17 protein-coding genes, 1 tRNA gene and 1 pseudogene are annotated in these 18,666 nt (G+C 68.8%); 10 read left to right on the top strand and 9 right to left on the bottom strand.

The window, feature by feature from the left end; all coding sequences use genetic code 11:
• Positions 1-75: 75 nt before the first annotated feature.
• On the bottom strand, positions 76-765 hold the full coding sequence (locus tag ACWEKS_RS37285; RefSeq protein ID WP_452344451.1) for a dienelactone hydrolase family protein: 690 nt from the start codon (positions 763-765) through the stop codon (positions 76-78).
• Positions 766-930: 165 nt separating this feature from the next.
• Here ACWEKS_RS37285 and hisC point away from each other — a divergent pair, with 165 nt between their 5' ends.
• The gene (hisC, locus tag ACWEKS_RS37280; RefSeq protein ID WP_452344450.1) at positions 931-2,010 is read left to right on the top strand and encodes a histidinol-phosphate transaminase; all 1,080 of its coding nucleotides are present in this window, start codon (positions 931-933) and stop codon (positions 2,008-2,010) included.
• Positions 2,011-2,018: 8 nt separating this feature from the next.
• On the opposite strand, the gene ACWEKS_RS37275 is transcribed toward hisC, so the two are convergent.
• The 5 genes and pseudogenes from ACWEKS_RS37275 to ACWEKS_RS37255 form a co-directional block, all read right to left on the bottom strand.
• A complete protein-coding gene (locus ACWEKS_RS37275; RefSeq protein WP_452344449.1) occupies positions 2,019-3,068 on the bottom strand; it encodes an alpha/beta hydrolase in 1,050 nt (349 codons plus the stop codon).
• Positions 3,069-3,187: 119 nt separating this feature from the next.
• Positions 3,188-3,280: pseudogene (locus ACWEKS_RS37270) on the bottom strand (HoxN/HupN/NixA family nickel/cobalt transporter); the annotation flags it as partial.
• Between the two features lie 84 nt (positions 3,281-3,364).
• Positions 3,365-3,449 (bottom strand) — tRNA-Ser (locus tag ACWEKS_RS37265).
• A 64-nt stretch (positions 3,450-3,513) separates the two neighbouring features.
• A complete protein-coding gene (locus tag ACWEKS_RS37260; protein WP_452344462.1) occupies positions 3,514-3,942 on the bottom strand; it encodes a MarR family winged helix-turn-helix transcriptional regulator in 429 nt (142 codons plus the stop codon).
• Positions 3,943-4,114: 172 nt separating this feature from the next.
• The gene (locus ACWEKS_RS37255) at positions 4,115-5,293 is read right to left on the bottom strand and encodes an alpha-hydroxy-acid oxidizing protein (RefSeq protein ID WP_452344448.1); all 1,179 of its coding nucleotides are present in this window, start codon (positions 5,291-5,293) and stop codon (positions 4,115-4,117) included.
• A gap of 347 nt (positions 5,294-5,640) precedes the next feature.
• Between ACWEKS_RS37255 and ACWEKS_RS37250 the strand changes: the two genes are divergently transcribed.
• Positions 5,641-6,633 (top strand): NAD(P)H-quinone oxidoreductase, encoded by a 993-nt coding sequence (locus ACWEKS_RS37250; RefSeq protein WP_452344447.1) that lies wholly within the window; start codon positions 5,641-5,643, stop codon positions 6,631-6,633.
• Here the strand turns inward: ACWEKS_RS37250 and ACWEKS_RS37245 are convergent.
• Positions 6,630-7,835: a cysteine desulfurase-like protein gene (locus ACWEKS_RS37245; protein WP_452344446.1), complete on the bottom strand. Its 1,206-nt coding sequence runs from the start codon at positions 7,833-7,835 to the stop codon at positions 6,630-6,632. The two genes, ACWEKS_RS37250 and ACWEKS_RS37245, sit on opposite strands and share 4 nt — an antisense overlap.
• A gap of 348 nt (positions 7,836-8,183) precedes the next feature.
• On the opposite strand from ACWEKS_RS37245, the gene ACWEKS_RS37240 reads away from it, so the two are divergent.
• The 7 genes from ACWEKS_RS37240 to ACWEKS_RS37210 all read left to right on the top strand — a co-directional run bounded on the left by ACWEKS_RS37240 (position 8,184) and on the right by ACWEKS_RS37210 (position 14,825).
• A complete protein-coding gene (locus ACWEKS_RS37240) occupies positions 8,184-8,780 on the top strand; it encodes a bacterial proteasome activator family protein (RefSeq protein ID WP_452344445.1) in 597 nt (198 codons plus the stop codon).
• 123 nt (positions 8,781-8,903) lie between these two features.
• Positions 8,904-9,758, top strand: a complete 855-nt coding sequence (gene wzm, locus ACWEKS_RS37235; protein WP_354838645.1) for a galactan export ABC transporter permease subunit Wzm/RfbD — start codon at positions 8,904-8,906, stop codon at positions 9,756-9,758.
• Positions 9,759-9,765: 7 nt separating this feature from the next.
• Positions 9,766-10,587: a galactan export ABC transporter ATP-binding subunit Wzt/RfbE gene (wzt, locus tag ACWEKS_RS37230; RefSeq protein ID WP_452344444.1), complete on the top strand. Its 822-nt coding sequence runs from the start codon at positions 9,766-9,768 to the stop codon at positions 10,585-10,587.
• On the top strand, positions 10,584-11,507 hold the full coding sequence (gene glfT1, locus ACWEKS_RS37225) for a galactofuranosyltransferase GlfT1 (protein ID WP_452344443.1): 924 nt from the start codon (positions 10,584-10,586) through the stop codon (positions 11,505-11,507). The genes wzt and glfT1 overlap by 4 nt, the downstream gene beginning before the upstream one ends.
• 226 nt (positions 11,508-11,733) lie before the next feature.
• Complete coding sequence (gene rsgA, locus ACWEKS_RS37220; protein WP_452344442.1) at positions 11,734-12,840, top strand: ribosome small subunit-dependent GTPase A; 1,107 nt, start codon at positions 11,734-11,736, stop codon at positions 12,838-12,840.
• A gap of 21 nt (positions 12,841-12,861) precedes the next feature.
• Entirely contained in the window at positions 12,862-14,190 is a 1,329-nt protein-coding gene (locus ACWEKS_RS37215) for a sensor histidine kinase (RefSeq protein ID WP_452344441.1), read from the top strand.
• Positions 14,178-14,825, top strand: a complete 648-nt coding sequence (locus ACWEKS_RS37210; RefSeq protein WP_452344440.1) for a response regulator — start codon at positions 14,178-14,180, stop codon at positions 14,823-14,825. The genes ACWEKS_RS37215 and ACWEKS_RS37210 overlap by 13 nt, the downstream gene beginning before the upstream one ends.
• Here ACWEKS_RS37210 and ACWEKS_RS37205 read toward each other — a convergent pair whose 3' ends face one another.
• Entirely contained in the window at positions 14,826-16,352 is a 1,527-nt protein-coding gene (locus ACWEKS_RS37205; protein WP_452344439.1) for an alpha/beta hydrolase, read from the bottom strand.
• Positions 16,353-16,363: 11 nt separating this feature from the next.
• Positions 16,364-17,551, bottom strand: coding sequence for a serine hydrolase domain-containing protein (locus tag ACWEKS_RS37200; protein WP_452344438.1), 1,188 nt, complete (start codon positions 17,549-17,551; stop codon positions 16,364-16,366).
• 264 nt (positions 17,552-17,815) lie between these two features.
• On the opposite strand from ACWEKS_RS37200, the gene ACWEKS_RS37195 reads away from it, so the two are divergent.
• Positions 17,816-18,664 (top strand): SDR family oxidoreductase, encoded by an 849-nt coding sequence (locus ACWEKS_RS37195; RefSeq protein WP_452344437.1) that lies wholly within the window; start codon positions 17,816-17,818, stop codon positions 18,662-18,664.
• Positions 18,665-18,666: the final 2 nt, after the last annotated feature.

The following is an 18,666-nucleotide window of genomic DNA, read 5'->3' as shown; positions in this document are numbered from 1 at the left end:
CGAGGGCGCCGGTTCCTTTCGAACCGCCGGGACAGAAGATTACACAGCAGGTGACCAATAGGCCAAATCGGCTGGTCAGCGTAGGTGCGAGTCGAACCATTCGTAGATTCTGGTTTGCGCGTCGAGGACCGAGACGTCGTCGAGGGCGGCGGGGTCGAAGCCGGGGTGGTCGGGGCGGTGGTGGAGTCCGGGGTAGGTGACCACGAGGGTGGCGACGTCGGCGTGGGCGGCGGCCTCACGCAGGCGGTCGACCTGGTCGGGCGGGGTCAGCGGGTCGTCCTCGCCGAAGAGGCCGAGCCAGGGGGCCTGGAAGGCGGGGGCGGCGGCGAGCAGTGCGACGGCCTGCGGGGTGAGCGGGGTTTCGATGCCGGGGGCCGCGACGCTCACAGCCGCGCCGATGCGGCGATTGGTGGCGACCAGGGCGGCGGCGGTGCCGGCCGAGTCGAAGCCGAGCACGCCGATGCAGTCGCGGAAGACGCCGTGCCCGGTGAGCCACTCGAAGCAGGCGTCGAAGGCGGCGAACAGGTCCTCGCCGAAGATCGGGTGGGTGCTGCCATTGGCGGGGCGGTGGAAGAGGTCGGGGGCCAGGACGGTCCACCCGTCGTCGGCGAGCGAACGCATGAGTTCCAGCAATGGCTCGGTGAATTCACGTGATTCGTGCAACACCACGATGCCGCCGCGCGCATGCCCCTCGGGTTCTAGCACAGTGAGCGGAACCGTGGTCGTGTCGTGCACAGGGGCGATATCTCGATAAATGCCCGACATAGGGCCACTGTAGTTGCGCTAGGTAAAAACGAGATAAATCTTTCCCAGGGTCCGATATCCCGGAGATATTCCGGCCGAGTTCCATTCGGTCCCACGCGAGTCCCGATCGGCAAACCAGTCGGCACCCCGGAGCGGCCGCGGGCGAGCGGGACATAGGGTGGAGGGGTGAGCGCGCACATTCGCCCGGACCTCGATGCCATCCCGGCGTACGTCGCCGGCAAGACGCACCCCGGCGCGGTGAAGCTGGCCAGCAACGAGACCACCTTCCCGCCGCTGCCGTCGGTGACCAAGGCCATTGCCGAGGCGGTCGAGCTGTCGAACCGGTACCCGGACAACCACGCCATCGAATTGCGCGGCGCCCTCGCGGATTTCCTGGGTGTGGAGCTCGAGAACGTGGCGGCCGGCTGCGGCAGCGTGGCGCTGTGCCAGGAGCTGGTGCAGATCACCTGCCGCCATCCCGAGGACGAGGTGCTGTTCGCGTGGCGCTCGTTCGAGGCCTACCCGATCGTCACCCAGGTGGCGGGCGCCAAGGCGGTGCAGGTGCCGCTGGACGGCGAATTCACCCATGATCTGGACGCTTTGGCGGCGGCCATCACCCCGAACACCCGGGTGGTCTTCGTCTGCAACCCGAACAACCCGACCGGCACCGCCCGCGGCAAGGTGGAGATCGTCGACTTCCTCGACCGGGTGCCCGCCGACGTACTGGTGGTGCTGGACGAGGCGTACTTCGAGTACCTGCGCATGCCCGCCGAGGACTTCCCCGACGGCGTCGAGCTGGGCCGCAACCGGCCGAATGTGCTGGTGCTGCGCACGTTTTCGAAGGCGTACGGCCTGGCGGGCCTGCGGGTCGGGTACGCGGTCGGCGCGCCCGAGGTGATCACCGCGCTCATGAAGGTGCACATCCCGTTCAGCGTGAGCCGGGTGGCGCAGGCGGCGGCCATCGCCTCGCTGGAGGCGCGGCACGAACTGCTGGAGCGCACCGATGCCGTTGTGGCCGAACGCGATCGCATGCGGGAGGCGCTGCTCGCGGCGGGCTACCGGGTGCCGGTGAGCCACTCCAACTTCCTCTGGCTGCCACTGGGCGACCGCAGTGCCGAGTACGGCGCGGCGAGCACCGAGGCGGGGGTCATCATCCGGCCCTACGGCACCGACGGCGTCCGCATCACCGCGGGCGACCCGCACGAGAACGACGCCTTCCTGCGCTTCGCCACGGATCCGGAGATCGTCGCTCGTTTCGTCGGCTGAACGGCCCGCTACCCGATGCCCAGCCCCGCGGCCATGGTCGGCCAGGAGCGGGGCAGTTCGTCGGCCCAGTAGGGCCAGGAGTGCGTTCCCGCGGGCCGGCGGTCGACCGTGGCCGGGATCGCCAATTGCGCCAGCCGGTCGGCCAATTGGCGGGTGCACATGTCGGCGCCCGCCTCGATCGGCCCGCCGAACAGCACGGCGTTGCGCAGGTCCGGATTGCCCGGGGTGTCGTGCTCCCCGGGCAGCCCGCTGCCGGACGACAGGTAGATTGCCTTGCCGCGCAAGGCTTCCGCTCGGGCCAGCACGTCGTGGTCGGCCCACTGGGGATCGCCGGACGGGCCGAACATATTGTCCGGATCCCCGCCGAACGTCCCGACCACGGCGCGGGCCTGCGCCTGCCCGAAGTCGGAACTCATTGCGTAGCAACCGCTGTGCGCCGCCACCGCGCGATACAGGCCCGGATTGCGGGTGGCCAGCATCATGGCCGCCTCCGCGCCCATGGAGACGCCCTCCAGGCCGTTCATGCCGTCCCCGCCGAAGCGGGAGTCGATGAGCGGCGGCAGCTCGCGGGTCAGGAAGGTCTCCCAGCGATTGGTGCCGAGCTTGGGGTCGCTGCGCTGCCAGTCGGTGTAGTAGCTGGCGGGGCCGCCGAGGGTGAAGACCACATTCACGTTCTTGTCGGCGAAGAAGGGCAGCGCGCCGCCGCGGGCGGTCCAGTTGTTGACATCGGGTGCGGCGCTGCGCCCGTCGAGCATGTAGACGGTCGGACGGGGGCTGTCACGGTGCGCGGGGAGCAGCACCTGTACCTCGACGGTGCGGCCCATGGCCGGGGAGGCGACGAAGACGGCGAACAGGTTCCCGGCCACGGTCTCGACCCGTTCGATGCGAGCCTGCGCGGGGTGGACCGGATCGAGGCCCGGCGCGGACTCCTCATTGGAGCCGGTCTCCACGGGTGGATCGGTCACGGCGAGTGGGGCTTCGACGGTCGCCGCGCCGGCCAGTAGGGCAGCGCTCGCGAAGGCACCGAACAAGCGACTCGCGATGCGACGGCTGGCCACCCCGCCACATTTACCAGAAACCGTCGGTCAGCGTTCAGCAGATGACGTCGATCCGCATTGGCCGGGAATCGTCACTCCGCGGCGAGATCGTGTTCCCACCAGGGGAACCAGATTCGGCAGTCCGCCACCAGCTTTCGCGTGGTGTTGCCGATGGCGGCGATGTGATCGGCGTCGAAGGCGTGCCGCATGCCGAGGGTGCAGGCGGTGATACCCGGCCGACACCCTCATCCGTCGACGACGATGACCACGCAGGCGTTCTCCGGCTCGAAAAGCCTTACCCACCTGCGGGTTCTCAGCGGAAGCGGAGGGATTTGAACCCCCGGTCGCTTTCACGACGCTCGCTTTCAAGGCGAGTGCATTCGGCCGCTCTGCCACGCTTCCAGGCGATCGATCCTAACTGATGGCGTGTGCGGTCTGCCTCCCACTTCCGATTCGGGGGGACCGGTCAGTCGAGATCGGCTGTCGCGCGGGCGCCGGCGCGGTGGTCGGCGGCCAGGTTCACCAGGTCCAGGCCGGCGGCCACGGCGGCCAGCTGCTGCGGGGTGAGCAGATCCACGCGGCGCACCGCGGCGACATGGCCGGGAGCGGCGGCCCGCAGGCGCCGCAGGCCCTCCTCGGTGAGCTGGGCCAGCACGCCGCGGCCGTCGTCCTCGCAGGCGACGCGGCGGACCATCTGCTGCGCCTCCATGCGGCGGATCTGGTGGGTGAGCCGGCTGCGGGAGGAGAGCACGCCGTCGGCGAGATCACTCATGCGCAGCGCACGGCCGGGCGCCTCGGACAGCTTCACCAGGATGCGGTAGTCGGCGAAGGACAGGTCGCAGTCGCGTTGCAGCTGCCGGTTGAGGTCGGCCATGAGCCGCTGGCTGCCGTCCATGTAGGCCCGCCAGGCGCGCTGCTGCTCCGGGGTGAGCCACCGCGGTTCGGCCGCGGCCCGGCCTCCGGACTCGGCCACCGGCTCGTTGTTGTGACGGCGTTTGATCGCTCCTCCTCAGCTCGCGGCCCGGACGAACGCGTTCCCACAGCAGGATTCCTTCCGCCGGGAAGGCCTAAACGCGATAGGTGGAGATCATGGTCCGGCTCAGGTCGTGCAGGCTGGTGCAGCCCGAAAGGCCCATGGCCGCATCGAAATCCGCGAGCAGGCGGCGCAGCGCGTGGCGCACGCCGTCGGCGCCGGCCAGGCCCAGGCCATACGCCCAGGGGCGGCCGTAGAGGACGGCCTTGGCGCCCAGCGAGAGCGCGATCATGACATCGGAGCCGGTGCGGATGCCGGAGTCGAACAGCACATCAGCGCGATCGCCGACGGTGGCCACGATGGTGGGCAGCGCGTCCAGCGCACCGACCGCCCCGTCCACCTGGCGGCCGCCGTGATTGCTCACCACCACCGCGTCCGCGCCCGCGTCGACCACCTGGCGGGCGTCGTCGGGGTGCAGCACGCCCTTCACCGCGATGGGCAGTTCGGTCCAATCCCGCAGCCGGGCGATGTCGGCCGGGCGCAGACCATGGTTACCGAACAGTCCGATCCAGGTGAGCACGGCGGCCCGCATCGCCTCCTCGCTCTCCTCCGGCGGGGCGCTGAGCTTGGCGCGGAAGACCGGATCGGACAGATAGTTGGCAATACCTTTGCCCTGCAGGAACGGCAGGTGACCGAGCTGCAGGTCGCGCGGGCGCCAGCCCAGGCTGGGGGTGTCGGCGGTGACGACGATGGCCTTGGCGCCGGACTCCTCGGCGCGCTCGACGAAGGAGCGGGCCAGCTCCATGTCATCGGGCCAGTACAGCTGATACCACCAGTCGCCCGCCCGCGCCCCGACCTCCTCGATCGTGGAGGAGGCGGCGGTGGACAGGCACATGCCGATGCCCAGTTCCCGGGTGACCTCGGCGACCAGGGTCTCGCCGCGCTCGTGCAGCAAGCCCAGCACGCCGATCGGCGCGGTGATAATCGGTGCGGCCAAATGGGTTCCGAGCACGTTCACCGACAGGTCGCGCGCCCCGGGCCCGGTGGCGCCGCGCAGTATGCGCGGCAGCAGCCGGTACCGCTCGAAGGCGGAGAGATTGGCGTGCGCGGTGCGTTCGGTGGACGCACTGCCCGCCACATAAGCGAAGGCCGCCGGATCCAGCACCTCCCGAGCCTTCTGCTCCAGGCCCGCCGCCGTCATGGGTAGCGCCGGGACGATGCCCGCGAGGCCGGAGAGATAGATCTCGTTCTGGAAATCGACGAAACTGCTCATGCCCCGGAACGCTAGTACCTTCCACCCCTGCGCGGAGGGGGTCGAAGTTACTTTCCCCGGGCGTAACCTTCCGGCCCGGACGTGCCGCGTTATCAGGGTTTACGCCGCGCCCCGGTTCAACGCTTGCGGACGCGGACCAGAGCACGCGGCGCATCGGTCGCGATGAATCCGGACATCGCCATAGCCGCCAGGATGACCATGCCGCCGAGGACGGCCAGGGTGGTGATCATGGAATCTCCTCTCGAATCCGTTCACTCCACGGTGACGGCCGATGCTGAGAAGATGCTGGGCCCACGCCGAGGACGGCCTGACAGTAATCGGTGAGCTCCGGCCGTACGCTCGTTTTCATGTATGCGGTGACGCTCGACGGTTTCGGTGGGCCCGAGGTCATGAAATGGGCGCAGGTGGACGACCTGCCCGCGCCCGGACCGGGCGAGGTTGCGATCGATGTGGTGGCCGCGGGGGTGAATCGCGCGGACCTGCTGCAGCGGCAGGGTTTCTATCCGCCGCCGCCGGGAGCCAGCGAGATTCTGGGCCTCGAAGTGTCCGGGATGGTCGCGGAAGTCGGTCCGGGCGTGCGGGATTGGCGGGCCGGCGATCCGGTGTGCGCGCTGCTGTCCGGCGGCGGCTACGCCGAGCGGGTGGTGGCGCCCGCGACCCAGCTGCTGCCCGTGCCGGAGGGACTGGATGTGGCCGCGGCGGCGGCACTGCCGGAGGTGGCGGCCACCGTGTGGTCCAACCTGGTGATGACCGCGGGCCTGCACAGCGGGCAGTTGCTGCTGATTCACGGGGGCGGCAGCGGAATCGGCACCCACGCCATCCAGGTGGCGCGGGCACTGGGCGCGCGGGTCGCGGTCACGGCGGGTTCGCAGTACAAGCTGGACCGGTGCGCGGAATTGGGCGCGACGCTGCTGATCAATTACCGCGAGCACGATTTCGTGACCACGCTGCACAGTGAATATCCGGGCGCGGACATCATTCTCGACAATATGGGCGCGGCGTATCTGGAGCGGAATGTCCAGGCGCTCGCCGAGGACGGGCACCTGGTGGTGATCGGCATGCAGGGCGGGGTCACCGCGGAATTGAATCTGGGCACGCTGCTGGGCAAGCGGGGATCGATTCACGCCACCAATCTGCGGCGCCGCCCCGAGACCGGGCGCGGATCGAAGTCGGAGATCATCACCGAGCTGCGCCGCCACCTCTGGCCGCTCATCTCCGACGGGACCGTCGTGCCGGTGGTGTCGGCGGAGGTGCCGGTCACCGACGCCGCCCAGGCTCACCGCCTGCTGGACTCCGCCGAGACGGTCGGCAAGGTGATCCTGCAGATTCGCGAGCTCTAGGTGTCCAGCGCCACCAGTGCGCGGCCCAGCTGGTCGATCTCGAATTTCGTTGTGTAGGGCGCGAGTCCGATGGTCACGGCGCCGCCTTCGTCATTGACGCCCAGCGCGTCGAGCAGGCGGCTGCCGCCGTGGGAGCCGCTCAGCGTGCCGATGCGGGCGTCGGCCAGCTTGGCCGAGACCTTCTCCGCCTGCGTGCCCGAGATGGTGAAGCTCACCGTCGGGATGCGGGTGGAGGCCCGGCCGATGACGGTCAGGTTGGGGATGGTGTCGAGCACGGACATCAGGTGCTCGAAGAGATGGTCGTGATAGTCCTGCAGGGACGTGATCGACATTTCCAGGCGCTCCCGCCGGGTGCCCTCGGCGCGCTCGTCGAGCGAGGCCAGGTAGTCGATGGAGGTGGTGAGGCCGGCCAGCAGGGCGTACTGGTGGCCGCCCACCTCGAGCCGTTCCGCGCCCTTGGCGTAGGGGTTCAGCGACATGGACGGGATCCGGTCCAGGAACGCCGGATCGCGGAAGACCAGCGCGCCGATCTGCGGACCGCCCCAGGCGGGCGCGCTCAGCGCGATCACGTCGGCATTGAGTTCGTCGATGTCGAGGAGCGCGTAGGGCGCGGCGCCGAAGCAGTCGGCGACCAGCAGCCCGCCGACCTCGTGCACGCGGTCCGCGGCCACCCGCACCGCGGGCGCGGAGCCGACGATGGGTGAGGCGGCGGTCAGCGCCACCAGCCGGGCGGTGGGTCCGATGAGCTCCTCGAACTGCCAGGCCGGCATCTCGCAGGTCTCGATCTCCACTTCCGCCCAGCGCACGTGCGCGCCATAGCGATTCGCTATCCGCAGCCACGGCGCCACATTCGCCTCGTCATCCAGACGCGACAGCACGATCCCGGTGCCCAGACCCAGCCGGGAGCTCAGCGATTCGGCCAGCCAGGCCAGCAGTACCGCGCGATCGGGTCCGAGCACCACGCCCGCCGGATCGCCGCCGACGAGATCGGCGACGGCCTCGCGCGCGGCCTCCAGGATCGCGGCGCTGCGCTTGGCGGCGCCGTGCCGATTGCTGTGCGAGAAGGCGGAGGTCCGGAAACCTGTTGAGACGGCCCGGGATACCGAATCCGGGACCAGCATGCCCGCTTGCGGGTCGAGGTGGATCCAGCCGTCGCCCAGGGACGGTATGAGGCCCCGCACCCTTGCGACGTCGTAAGTCATGGTGGCCACTCTAAAGGGAGAGGGCACAACAGGGTAACGGTAGGGAGGGAAGCAACCTACGAGGACCAGGACGACCAGCGCCTACCGTACAAACTGGACGGGCTGTGCTGGTTTTGCCCCTCCGCTTCGCTCCGGGGCGGGGTTCGCGGCCCCGAGGTCTCGATTCTTCCCTCCTCCGCTCCTCCGCTTCGCTCCCCCGCTCCAAGGCGGAGGTCTATTCCAGCCGCAGTCCAGAATCGAGCCGAGCCGCGAACCATCTCGACTTGTCCCTTCGTGTCGCATCTTCGGCGTGTTACGAACTTGGGGTGGCACTGGGCAGGTTCGGTGCGCATTGGGCAGGATGGGGGCATGACGCAATCGGATGGGGTTCCGGAATCCATCGTCGTGATCGGTCCCGAGGGAAAGCCGCTGTTCATCCCGGCGGCGGCGCAGATCGGCGGGGAGCCGGTGGAGATCACCGGACAGGTTGTCGGTGAGGATCTTTCGCGCGAGTCGGGCGACGCGCACGACAAAGAGGAGTCGCTCGCCGACATGGTGGAGCAGCCCGCGAAGGTCATGCGCATCGGCACCATGATCAAGCAGCTGCTCGAGGAGGTCCGGCACGCACCGCTGGACGACGCCTCCCGCACCCGGCTGCGCGAGATCCACCGCACCTCCATCCGCGAGCTGGAAACCGGCCTGGCCCCCGAACTCCGCGAGGAGCTGGAGCGGCTGGCGCTGCCCTTCACCGACGACACCGTCCCCTCCGACGCGGAACTGCGCATTGCCCAGGCCCAGCTGGTGGGCTGGCTGGAGGGCCTGTTCCACGGCATCCAGACCGCGCTGTTCGCTCAGCAGATGGCCGCGCGCGCCCAGCTCGAGCAGATGCGTCAGGCGCTGCCCCCGGGGATGAGCCACGGCGACGCCCGCGGGCAGCAGCATTCGGGCGGCGGCCAGTACCTCTGACGGCGTGGCCGTGGGCACCCCTGCCGCCGAGATGTCCGCGTCGGCGGCAGGTTCTGCGCGCAATGCGATGGCAATTAGATAAGGTCGGGTGCTGTGCCTGCTGCTGCTCCCCCCGACTCGGCGATGACCGACGTGCGCCCGGACCATGAACCGGTGCCGCTCGTGTCGGACTCCCAGTCCTTCGGTCGCGCATTCAAGGATTTCCGCGACGGATTCTCCCAGCGTGAACTGTGGCTGGCGCTGGGCTGGCAGGACATCAAGCAGCGGTACCGGCGCTCGGTGCTGGGCCCGTTCTGGATCACCATCGCCACCGGTTTGCAGGCGGCGGCGATGGGTGTCCTCTATGCCACCCTCTTCGGGCAGTCGCTGAGTTCCTATCTGCCCTATGTGACCGTCGGCCTGATCGTCTGGAATGTGATCAATGCCAGCATTCTCGAGGGCTCGGATGTCTTCATCGCCAATGAGGGCCTGATCAAGCAGCTGCCATCGGCACTGAGCGTGCACGTGTACCGCCTGGTGTGGCGGCAGTTCCTGTTCTTCGCCCACAACCTGATCATCTACGTGGTGATGGTGGCCGCCTTCAGCATCTGGCGGCACCTGCACTGGTCGGCCCTGCTCGCGATTCCGGGTCTGCTGCTGCTGTTCCTCAATGCCATCTGGGTGACGATCGTGTTCGGCATCTTCAGCACCCGCTACCGCGATCTGGCGCCGATCCTGGGCAGCACCACGCTCATGCTGTTCGTTCTCACCCCGGTCATGTGGAAGACCTCGGCGCTGTCGGGCGCCGCGAGCGATCGCGCCAAGCTGGCCGAGCTCGTCCCCACCTTCCACTATCTGGAGATCGTGCGCGCGCCCCTGCTGGGCGACCCGATCCACCTGCGCAGCTGGGTGGTGGTGCTGTCGATCACCATCGTCGGCTGGATAGTCGCGATACTGGCTATGAAGAAGTTCCGTTCCCGAGTCCCCTACTGGGTGTGAAGGCTCAATGACCGACCATGTGAGTATCGAGACCCAGAACGCGTGGGTGGAATTCCCGATCTTCGACGCCAAATCCCGATCGCTGAAGAAGGCGGTGCTCGGGTCGGCCGGCGGCGCCATCGGGCGCAATCAATCCGATGTGGTGGTCGTCGAGGCGCTGCGGGATATCACGCTGTCGCTGAAGGAAGGCGATCGCGTCGGCCTGGTCGGCCACAATGGCGCGGGCAAATCCACACTGCTGCGGCTGCTTTCGGGCATCTACGAACCGACCCGCGGCAGCGCGCGCATCCGCGGGCGGGTGGCTCCGGTCTTCGATCTCGGCGTGGGCATGGACCCGGAGATCTCCGGCTACGACAACATCGTCATTCGCGGCCTGTTCCTCGGGCAGACCCGCAAGCAGATGCTCGCCAAGATCGACGAGATCGCCGAGTTCACCGAACTGGGTGACTATCTGGCGATGCCGCTGCGCACCTACTCGACGGGTATGCGCGTGCGCCTGGCCATGGGCGTGGTCACCTCCATCGATCCGGAGATCCTGCTGCTCGACGAGGGCATCGGCGCGGTCGACGCGGAGTTCATGAAGAAGGCCCGGGTCCGGCTGCAGGAATTGGTCTCGCGCTCGGGCATTCTCGTCTTCGCCAGCCACTCCAATGAATTCCTGGCCCAGCTGTGCGATTCCGCGATGTGGATCGATCACGGGCAGATTCGCATGCAGGGCGGCATCGAGGATGTCGTGCGAGCCTACGAGGGCCCGGAGGCGGGTGATCACGTGGCGCAGGTGCTGCGGGATCTGGAACGTGAACGTGAACCGGAACGGAATCCCGCATGAGTGAACAGTCCACCCCCGTGTACGGCGATGATGCGCGCATCGTCGCCATCGTGGTCACCCATAAACGCCGGGAGCAGCTGGCCGAGTCGCTGAAGGTGCTGGGCACCCAGACCCGGCAGCTCGACCACCTGATCGTGGTGGACAACGGCAATGAGGCCGAGGTCGGCGAGCTGGTGAAGCAGCAGCCCATGGAAACCACCTATGTCGGTTCGGAACACAATCTGGGCGGCGCGGGCGGGTTCGCGCTGGGCATGCTGCACGCGCTGACCCTGGGCGCGGACTGGGTGTGGCTGGCCGATGACGACGGCCGCCCCGAGGGACCGGACGTGCTCGCCAAGCTGTTCGATTGCGCCAAGCGGCACGGGCTGGTCGAGGTGTCGCCGGTGGTGGCCGATATCGACGACCCGGATCGGCTGGCCTTCCCACTGCGCCGGGGCGTGGTGTGGCGGCGGCTGCGGTCGGAGCTGGGTGACGAGGACTTCCTACCCGGGATCGCCTCGCTGTTCAACGGGGCGCTGATCTCGGCCGAGGCCGTGGACAAGATCGGCGTGCCGGATCTGCGGCTGTTCGTGCGCGGCGACGAGGTGGAGGTGCACCGGCGGCTGGTGCGCTCGGGGCTGCCGTTCGGCACCTGCCTGCAGACCGCATACCTGCACCCGAACGGGTCGGCCGAGTTCAAGCCGATCCTGGGCGGGCGCATGCACACCCAGTACCCGGACGACCCGATCAAGCGGCACTTCACCTACCGCAACCGCGGCTACCTGATGGCGCAGCCGGGCATGCGAAAACTGCTGCCGCAGGAGGTCGCCCGTTTCGGATGGTTCTTCCTGGTCCAGCAGAAGGATCCGGCCGGGCTGATGGAGTGGCTGCGTCTGCAGCGGATGGGCCGCCGCGAGCAGTTCGACAAGCCGAAATCCTGACCGGAAAAATACGTTGCGCCGACGGGGACAGCCTGACAAGGTTGTCCCCGTTCTTGTTCGGCGCGGTCACCACGGTGACGGCATGAGGAGAGATGGGAGGTGGAGTTACGTGACGACGGCAGTGCGGATTGCCGTGCCCGGGCGAATGTTCGCCCCACGCGCATCCACCTCGAATTCCTCTCGCTGAGTCCGTGATTCGGGCTCGGCCCGTCAAAGGACTCCACACATGGCTTCGGTCGATTTCGACCTGCTCGTTCCCTACGGCTGGAACACCACCCTCGCCGCCGACTACCGGCCGCTGCTGGGTGACGATCTGATTCCGGCCCGCGTGATCCGTATGGATCGCAGTGAATGCGATATCGCCGCACCCCTTCCCACCGCCGACTACCAGAGCCGCCTGACGGCCGCGGTGGTGCGGGCCCGGCTCCCCCGCTCGGATTCCGAGATCAGCGGGCTCTGCACCGGCGACTGGGTGGCGATCGACGCCGGGCGCACGGTGCGGGCCCTGCTGCCGCGCCGCACCGCCATCGTCCGGGCCGCCGTGTCCGGGCAGCCCGATGCCCGCGCCAAATCGGCCGATCAAGTGCTGGCCGCGAATGTGGACACCGTGCTGGTGTGCACCGCCGGCGACGGGGATGTCGATCTCGGGCGCATCGAGCGGCTGCTGGCGCTGGCCTGGGAATCCGGCGCCCAGCCCGCCGTGGTGCTCACCAAAGCCGATCTGGCGCACGATATTCCGATCGAGGACGTCCGAGCCGCCGCGCCGGGCGTCACCGTGGTGGCGGTCAGCGCCACCGGTGGTGTCGGCATGGATGTGCTGAGCTCGCTGCTCTCCGGCACGGTGGCATTGATCGGGCCCTCGGGCGCGGGCAAATCCACCCTCGCCAACGCGCTGCTCGGTGCGGAAGTCTTCGCCACCAGCGCGGTGCGCGAGGGCGACAAGCGCGGCCGCCACACCACCGTGCACCGCGAACTGCGGCCACTGCCCGGCGGCGGCACCCTCATCGATACCCCGGGGTTGCGGTCGGTCGGGCTCTGGGATGCCGCCGAAGGGCTCGGGCGGACCTTCAGCGATATCGAATCCCTGTCCGGGCAATGCCGTTTCACCGACTGCTCGCACGAGAGCGAGCCGGGGTGCGCGGTGCTGGCGGCCATCGAATCCGGCGCGCTCCCCCGGCGTCGTCTGGACAGCTACCGCAAGCTGAGCCGCGAGAACGAATGGCTGGCCGCCCGCAGCGACGCGCGCATGCGCGCCGAGCGGGCGAAGGTCTGGAAGCAGATCAACAAGGACCAGCGCCGCCTGTACAAGGAGCGTGGCGGCAAGCAGCGCTGACCGGATCAGTAGGTTGGTGGCATGAGTGCCGACCCCATGCCGGAGCACGGCCCGGTGGCCGTGCAGCGGTGGGTCGCGGGTCGGCTGCGGGTGCTGCCGGGGAGCATCGGCTATCTGCTTGTCGGCGGCGCTACCGGCGTGGCGGCCACGTTCGCCACGGTCGGTTTGTTCGTGGTGGCAGCCACGAGCCTCGGCGGGGTGGGCATTCCGGCGATTCCCGAATATCTGCGGCTGATCCGCCCGCTGACCGAGTTCGAACGGCGGCGGGCGGGCAAGCGGCTGGGCGCGCCGATCGTGGTGGCCTATCGGCCGATGACCGGCGGGCTGCGGCAACGGCTGGCCGGCGCCTTCCGGGATCCGGCGAACGGCCGGGATATCGCGTGGCTGTGTGTGCACGGGGTGCCCGGCATGGTGGTGGCGCTGTTCTCGATCGGACTGCCGTCGGGTGTGCTGAATCAGCTGGCGATTCCGGTGTACTGGCAGATCGTGCCGCCGGGCACCGTCGACAGCTTCGGCTTCGTGGTCGATTCCTGGCCGCTGGCCGGGCTCAGCGCCCTCATCGCGATTCCCTTGGCGGCCCTGGTGCTCCGGCTGCCCACGGTGGCCCGGTGGCAGGCGCTACTGGCACGGACACTGCTCGGTCCGGCGCCGGGCACCGAGCTCGCGGTGCGGGTGGCGGAGTTGACCGCCACCCGGGCCGCCGCGCTCGACGCGCACGGGGCGGAACTGCGGCGCATCGAACGGGATCTGCACGATGGCGCGCAGGCGCGGATCGCGGCGGTCATCATGCAGCTCGGGCTGGCCGACCAGCTGCGCGAACGGGATCCGGCCGCATCGTCCGACCTGGTCCGCAAGGCGCAGGACACGGCCGAGGCCGCGTTGGCCGAACTCCGAGACGTGGTGCGGACCGTGTATCCTCCGGTGCTCGCGGATCGTGGTCTGGCGAGTGCGATTTCGGCGCTGGCCGCGCGCTCCCCGATTCCGGTCGAACTCGCTCTGGGCGGTACCGTCGCGCTGCGTCCGGGCACGACCGAAGTACCGGATTCGAGCAGATCAGGGCCCCGCTGGCCCGCGGCCGTCGAGGCGGCCGCGTATTTCGTCATCTCCGAGACGATCACCAATGCAACCAAACATTCTGGTGCCGAACATCTTCGGGTTTCCCTCGGAGGCGATGCCGGGCTGCTGACCGTCGAGGTCCTGGATGACGGGGTCGGCGGGGCGCGGGAGACCGAGGGCGGCGGGCTGGCCGGGATCCGGCGGCGGGCCGAGGCGCTGGACGGACGGATGGTGCTCAGCAGTCCGGCGGGTGGACCTACCCTGGTGCGGGTGGAGCTGCCGTGCGGGTTGTGATCGCCGAGGATGATGCCCTGCTGCGGGAGGGGCTGGCGCTGCTGTTGCAGACGGCGGGGATCGAGGTGGCCGCCGCGGTCGACAACGCGGACGATTTTCTCGCGGTGGTGACCGCCGATCGGCCCGATGCCGTGGTCGTGGATGTGCGGCTGCCCCCCACCTTCACCGATGACGGATTGCGAGCCGCGGTGCGGGCCCGCGAGATTCACCCCGGCCTGCCGGTGCTGGTGCTCTCGGCCTGGGTCGAGGACAGCTACGCCGCCGAACTGCTCGGTGATGGCGCCGGCGGGATCGGATACCTGCTCAAGGAGCGGGTCGGGAAGGTCGATCGGTTCCTGGATTCGCTGCGGCGGGTCGCCGAGGGCGGGACCGCCATGGATCCGGAGGTGATCTCGCAGCTGCTGGTGCGGCGCAAGACCGACGATCCACTGGCCGCGCTGACCCCGCGCGAACGCGAGGTGCTGGCACTCATGGCCGAGGGGCTCGACAATGCCACCATTGCCGAGCGCCTCGTGGTCACCGAAGGTGCTGTGCTCAAACACATTCGGAGCATCTTCGCCAAGCTGGGGTTGTTCGCCGACGAGGTGGGCCACCGGCGGGTGCTGGCCGTCCTCGCCTATCTGAATGCCGGATGATCAGTCATCACGACAGGTGAGATCGGCGGCGGGCAGGGTGCCGTCGGCCAGATAGGTGTTCACCGCGTCGTACACGCAGGAATTCGGGTAGCGGCCGAGGATCGAGTGGATGGCGACGTCCTGCAACGTGACCATGCGAGAACCGGTGAGCGCCCGGTGCATGGCGAGCGCACCGCCATAGTTGGTGCGGGTGTCGCCGGTGGCCTGGATGATCAGGTTCGGCACCGAATTGCCCAGCGCGGTGGGGGATTCGGCGGGCGGGGCCCAGAACGCGCACGGCGTGATGTTGTTCGCCATCGCGCCGAAGACCGGCTGGGTGGCGCGGGAGGCTTCGATATTGCGCCGGTACCAGTCGGGGTCGCGGGGTGCGCCGACATCTCCGCAGAGGATGGCCATCTGGGGTGACATGTCGCGCGGCTGCGCGCGCAGCATCATGGCCAGCTTGCCCGCCAGATCCTCGTCCGGCCGCACCGGTTTCCCGTCGGCGGCGTCGGCCAGCTCCCGGACCTGTTGCGCGGCAAGACCGTAGTCGTGCGGTGAATTGAAGGCGATGTACAGCACCAAGGGCAGGTAATGCGCGTCGAGGTCGTAGTCGCCGATCCGGATCGGCTGGGCGGCAGCGTGTTCGATCAGCCGCTCGACGAGACCACGCACGGCCGCACCGGTGGTGCCGAGGTGGTATTCGTCGTCGCGCTGTGCGGTCCAGGCCGCCCAGGCATCGAGCGCGGCCTCGTTCGGTGAGCCCATGTCCTGCACCATGCCGACCGCGCCGTAGCGGTCCGGGTCCACGCTGCCGTCCAGCACCATGCGATCGGAACGTTCCGGGAACATCTGCATGTACACCGCACCCAGATAGGTGCCGTAGGAGGTGCCCACATAGCTGATCTTGGTTTCGCCGAGCACCGTCCGGATCACATCCATGTCCCGAGCGGTATTGCGAGTCGTGAAGTGCGGCAGGCGATCTCCTTCCGCCGTGGCGCAGCGGGCCGCCAGATCGGCTTGGTCGGCGACGGATTCGGCGAACCCCTTGGCATCGATACCGGCGAACTGCAAGCCGAACCCGTGCGGCCAGTGGCAGTTCACCGCCGAGGAGCGGCCGACACCGCGCGGGTCCATCCCGATCAGGTCGTAGCGGGCGCGGACCCCGGGGGTCAGGGCCTTGCTCGTCTCCACGAAGTAATCCAGGCCCGCACCGCCGGGACCGCCCGGGTTGGACAATACGACACCACGCCGCTGGGCCGGGTCGGTGGCGGGGATGCGCGAGATGGCGACGGTGATCGTGCGGCCTTGCGGCTCGGCGTAATTCAGCGGCACGGTGACATCGGCACACTGCGCGCCCATGTCGTCCAGGCCCGGCGCATCACAGGACTTCCAGGTGAGCGTCTGGCGGTAGAAGCTGCCCAAGGGCTCGGCCGCGGTGGCGCGATCGGTGACGGCGGTCGTCGTGCAGGCGACCGCGCCGACGAGTCCGGTGACCGCGATGGCCACCGCAACATTTCGGGCCCAGGCCACTGTATGTCGAAGCACGAGTGGTCTCCTCATCGTGAACAGATGGCGGCATCGAACAGCTTCGACACCGCGTCGTCGCCGGCCTCATCGGCCGCGAGCTGATTGACGGTCACCACGACGGCGGTGCCGTCGGCGGCCACGCCGTTGCGGGTCCCGAAGCCGGGGATGCTGCCGCCGTGGCCCCACACCTGTGTGCCGCAGGAGACCGGGTGGTGGATCAGGCCGAGTCCGTAGCCGGAACCGGGTTCGCCGCGGTCCCAGGGGAGGGTCTGTTTCATCTCGTCCAAGAGGGCCGCGGGCAGCAGTTTCCCGGCGAGCAGCGCGGTGAAGAATCGGTTCAGGTCGGCGGGGGTGGCGACCATCGCGCCCGCGGTGCCGGCCCAGGACGGGTCCAGATCGGTGAAATCGATACGCTTGCCGTCGGTTTCCTGATACCCCCGCGCATGCGGGCCCCGGATACCGGTCTCCCGCGCGTCCGGGAAGTAGGTGTCGCGCAGACCCAGCGGTTCCAGGACGCGGCTGCCGATCTCGGTGGCCGCCGGGCGGCCGGTGACCTTTTCGATCAGCAGGCCCAGCACGATGTAGTTGGTGTTGGTGTAGACCGAACGCGCGCCGGGCTCGAAGCGCGGCGGCATGGACATGGCGATGCGCACCAGGTCCGCGGGTTCGTAATGGCCCCAGCGGATTCCCTCGGTGTCGGCCGCCAGCTGCGCGGAGCCGGGCACGGGGGTCGGCTCGGGTCGGCCGCCCGCCAGGTAGTCGGACAGGCCGCTGGTGTGCTGCAGCAGCTGGCGGACCGTGACGCGGTTGCCGTCATTGCCATTGCCGCGCACCACGCCCGGCAGGTAACGCTCGATCGGAGCGTCCAGTTCGACCTGGCCCTCGCCGGCCAGTTGCAGCACCACGGTGGCGACGAAGGTCTTGGTATTGCTGCCGATCCGGACCCGGGCATTGTCGGGGATGGGTGCGCCGGTCCCGAGGTCGCCCGTGCCCGCGGTGAGGACGTGATGGCCGTCGGGGCCGTCGATGACGACCTGCGCGCCCGGGAAGCCGCTACGGATCACGGTGTCGAGGGCCTGCGTGACGGTGCGGTACAGCTCCTTGCGCGCCGGCTCACCGCGTCCGGATTCGGTGCCGCACGCCTGGGCCGCCAGTACCGCCAGCACTCCGAAACCGGCCAGTACGACTCGGCCGGGCGGCCGCCGCAATGCGCTCATGGACGACATTCCTCCTGTTCAGGCCGGGTTCTCCGGCCGGTTCGAGCCTAGGAACGCAGGGGTCGGCGGCCCATGCCCCGCGCACCCCGATCGAGGTCGCGCCCGGTACCGCGACTGAGGTGGTGCCAGCGCTACCTATATGCACCTTGTTGCATATAGCTCATTTCTCACCTACTGTTCGAGTTGGGAGAATTTCCGCCCCACTCGGCCTCCGAGACGCGGATGATCGAACCCGGGGCGATACACAGCAGACGGGAGCGGACCATGACCGACGCATCGAAGCAGCTGGCGGGCCGGACGATGATCATGTCGGGCGGCAGCCGCGGCATCGGGCTGGAGATCGCCAAGCGGGCGGCGGCCGACGGCGCGAACATCACCATCATCGCGAAAACCGATGCGCCACATCCGAAATTGCCCGGCACCATTCATACCGCGGCGGCCGAGCTGGAGCAGGCGGGCGGCACCGTGCTGAAGTACCTCGGCGACGTGCGCGACGACGAGGCGGTGGCGGACGCGGTCCAGCAGACCGTCGCGCGCTTCGGCGGCATCGACATGGTGGTGAACAATGCCTCGGCCATCGATCTGTCCCCCACCGAATCCCTGCCGATGAAGAAGTACGACCTCATGCAGGACATCAACTGCCGCGGCAGTTTCCTGCTGTCCAAGCTCAGCATCCCGGCGCTGCGGGAATCCGCCGAGGCCGGTCGCAATCCGCACATTCTCACCCTGTCGCCGCCACTGAACCTGGATCCGAAGTGGGCGGGCACGGCGCTGGGCTACACCATCGCCAAGTACGGAATGTCGCTCACCACACTGGGTTTGAGCGAGGAACTGCGCAAGTACGGGATCGGCGTGAACTCGCTGTGGCCGCGCACCACCATTGCCACCGCGGCGGTGCAGAACCTGCTCGGCGGCGCGGAGATGGTCGCCACCTCCCGCACACCGGACATCTACGCCGACGCCGCCTACCTGGTGCTCACCTCGCCCGCCAAGGACACCACCGGCAACTTCTTCATCGACGACGAAGTCCTTGCGGCCCACGGCATCACCGGTCTCGACAAGTACCGGGTGGTGCCCGGCGACGGCCCGCTCACCACAGACCTGTTCCTCTGACC

It is taken from the genome of Nocardia sp. NPDC004711, assembly GCF_053601595.1.
The sequence above is the reverse complement of the archived record's forward strand: the minus strand, read 5'-3'. Positions and strand labels throughout refer to the sequence as shown.

What these genes read in the sequence shown, in the direction of transcription:
- ACWEKS_RS37285 (WP_452344451.1), bottom strand. Translation starts at nt 765, where the DNA reads ATGTCGGGCATTTATCGAGATATCGCCCCTGTGCACGACACGACCACG.
- ACWEKS_RS37260 (WP_452344462.1), bottom strand. Translation starts at nt 3,942, where the DNA reads ATGGACGGCAGCCAGCGGCTCATGGCCGACCTCAACCGGCAGCTGCAA.
- ACWEKS_RS37255 (WP_452344448.1), bottom strand. Translation starts at nt 5,293, where the DNA reads ATGAGCAGTTTCGTCGATTTCCAGAACGAGATCTATCTCTCCGGCCTC.
- ACWEKS_RS37250 (WP_452344447.1), top strand. Translation starts at nt 5,641, where the DNA reads ATGTATGCGGTGACGCTCGACGGTTTCGGTGGGCCCGAGGTCATGAAA.
- ACWEKS_RS37245 (WP_452344446.1), bottom strand. Translation starts at nt 7,835, where the DNA reads ATGACTTACGACGTCGCAAGGGTGCGGGGCCTCATACCGTCCCTGGGC.
- ACWEKS_RS37240 (WP_452344445.1), top strand. Translation starts at nt 8,184, where the DNA reads ATGACGCAATCGGATGGGGTTCCGGAATCCATCGTCGTGATCGGTCCC.
- wzm (WP_354838645.1), top strand. Translation starts at nt 8,904, where the DNA reads ATGACCGACGTGCGCCCGGACCATGAACCGGTGCCGCTCGTGTCGGAC.
- wzt (WP_452344444.1), top strand. Translation starts at nt 9,766, where the DNA reads ATGACCGACCATGTGAGTATCGAGACCCAGAACGCGTGGGTGGAATTC.
- glfT1 (WP_452344443.1), top strand. Translation starts at nt 10,584, where the DNA reads ATGAGTGAACAGTCCACCCCCGTGTACGGCGATGATGCGCGCATCGTC.
- rsgA (WP_452344442.1), top strand. Translation starts at nt 11,734, where the DNA reads ATGGCTTCGGTCGATTTCGACCTGCTCGTTCCCTACGGCTGGAACACC.
- ACWEKS_RS37215 (WP_452344441.1), top strand. Translation starts at nt 12,862, where the DNA reads ATGAGTGCCGACCCCATGCCGGAGCACGGCCCGGTGGCCGTGCAGCGG.
- ACWEKS_RS37200 (WP_452344438.1), bottom strand. Translation starts at nt 17,551, where the DNA reads ATGAGCGCATTGCGGCGGCCGCCCGGCCGAGTCGTACTGGCCGGTTTC.
- ACWEKS_RS37195 (WP_452344437.1), top strand. Translation starts at nt 17,816, where the DNA reads ATGACCGACGCATCGAAGCAGCTGGCGGGCCGGACGATGATCATGTCG.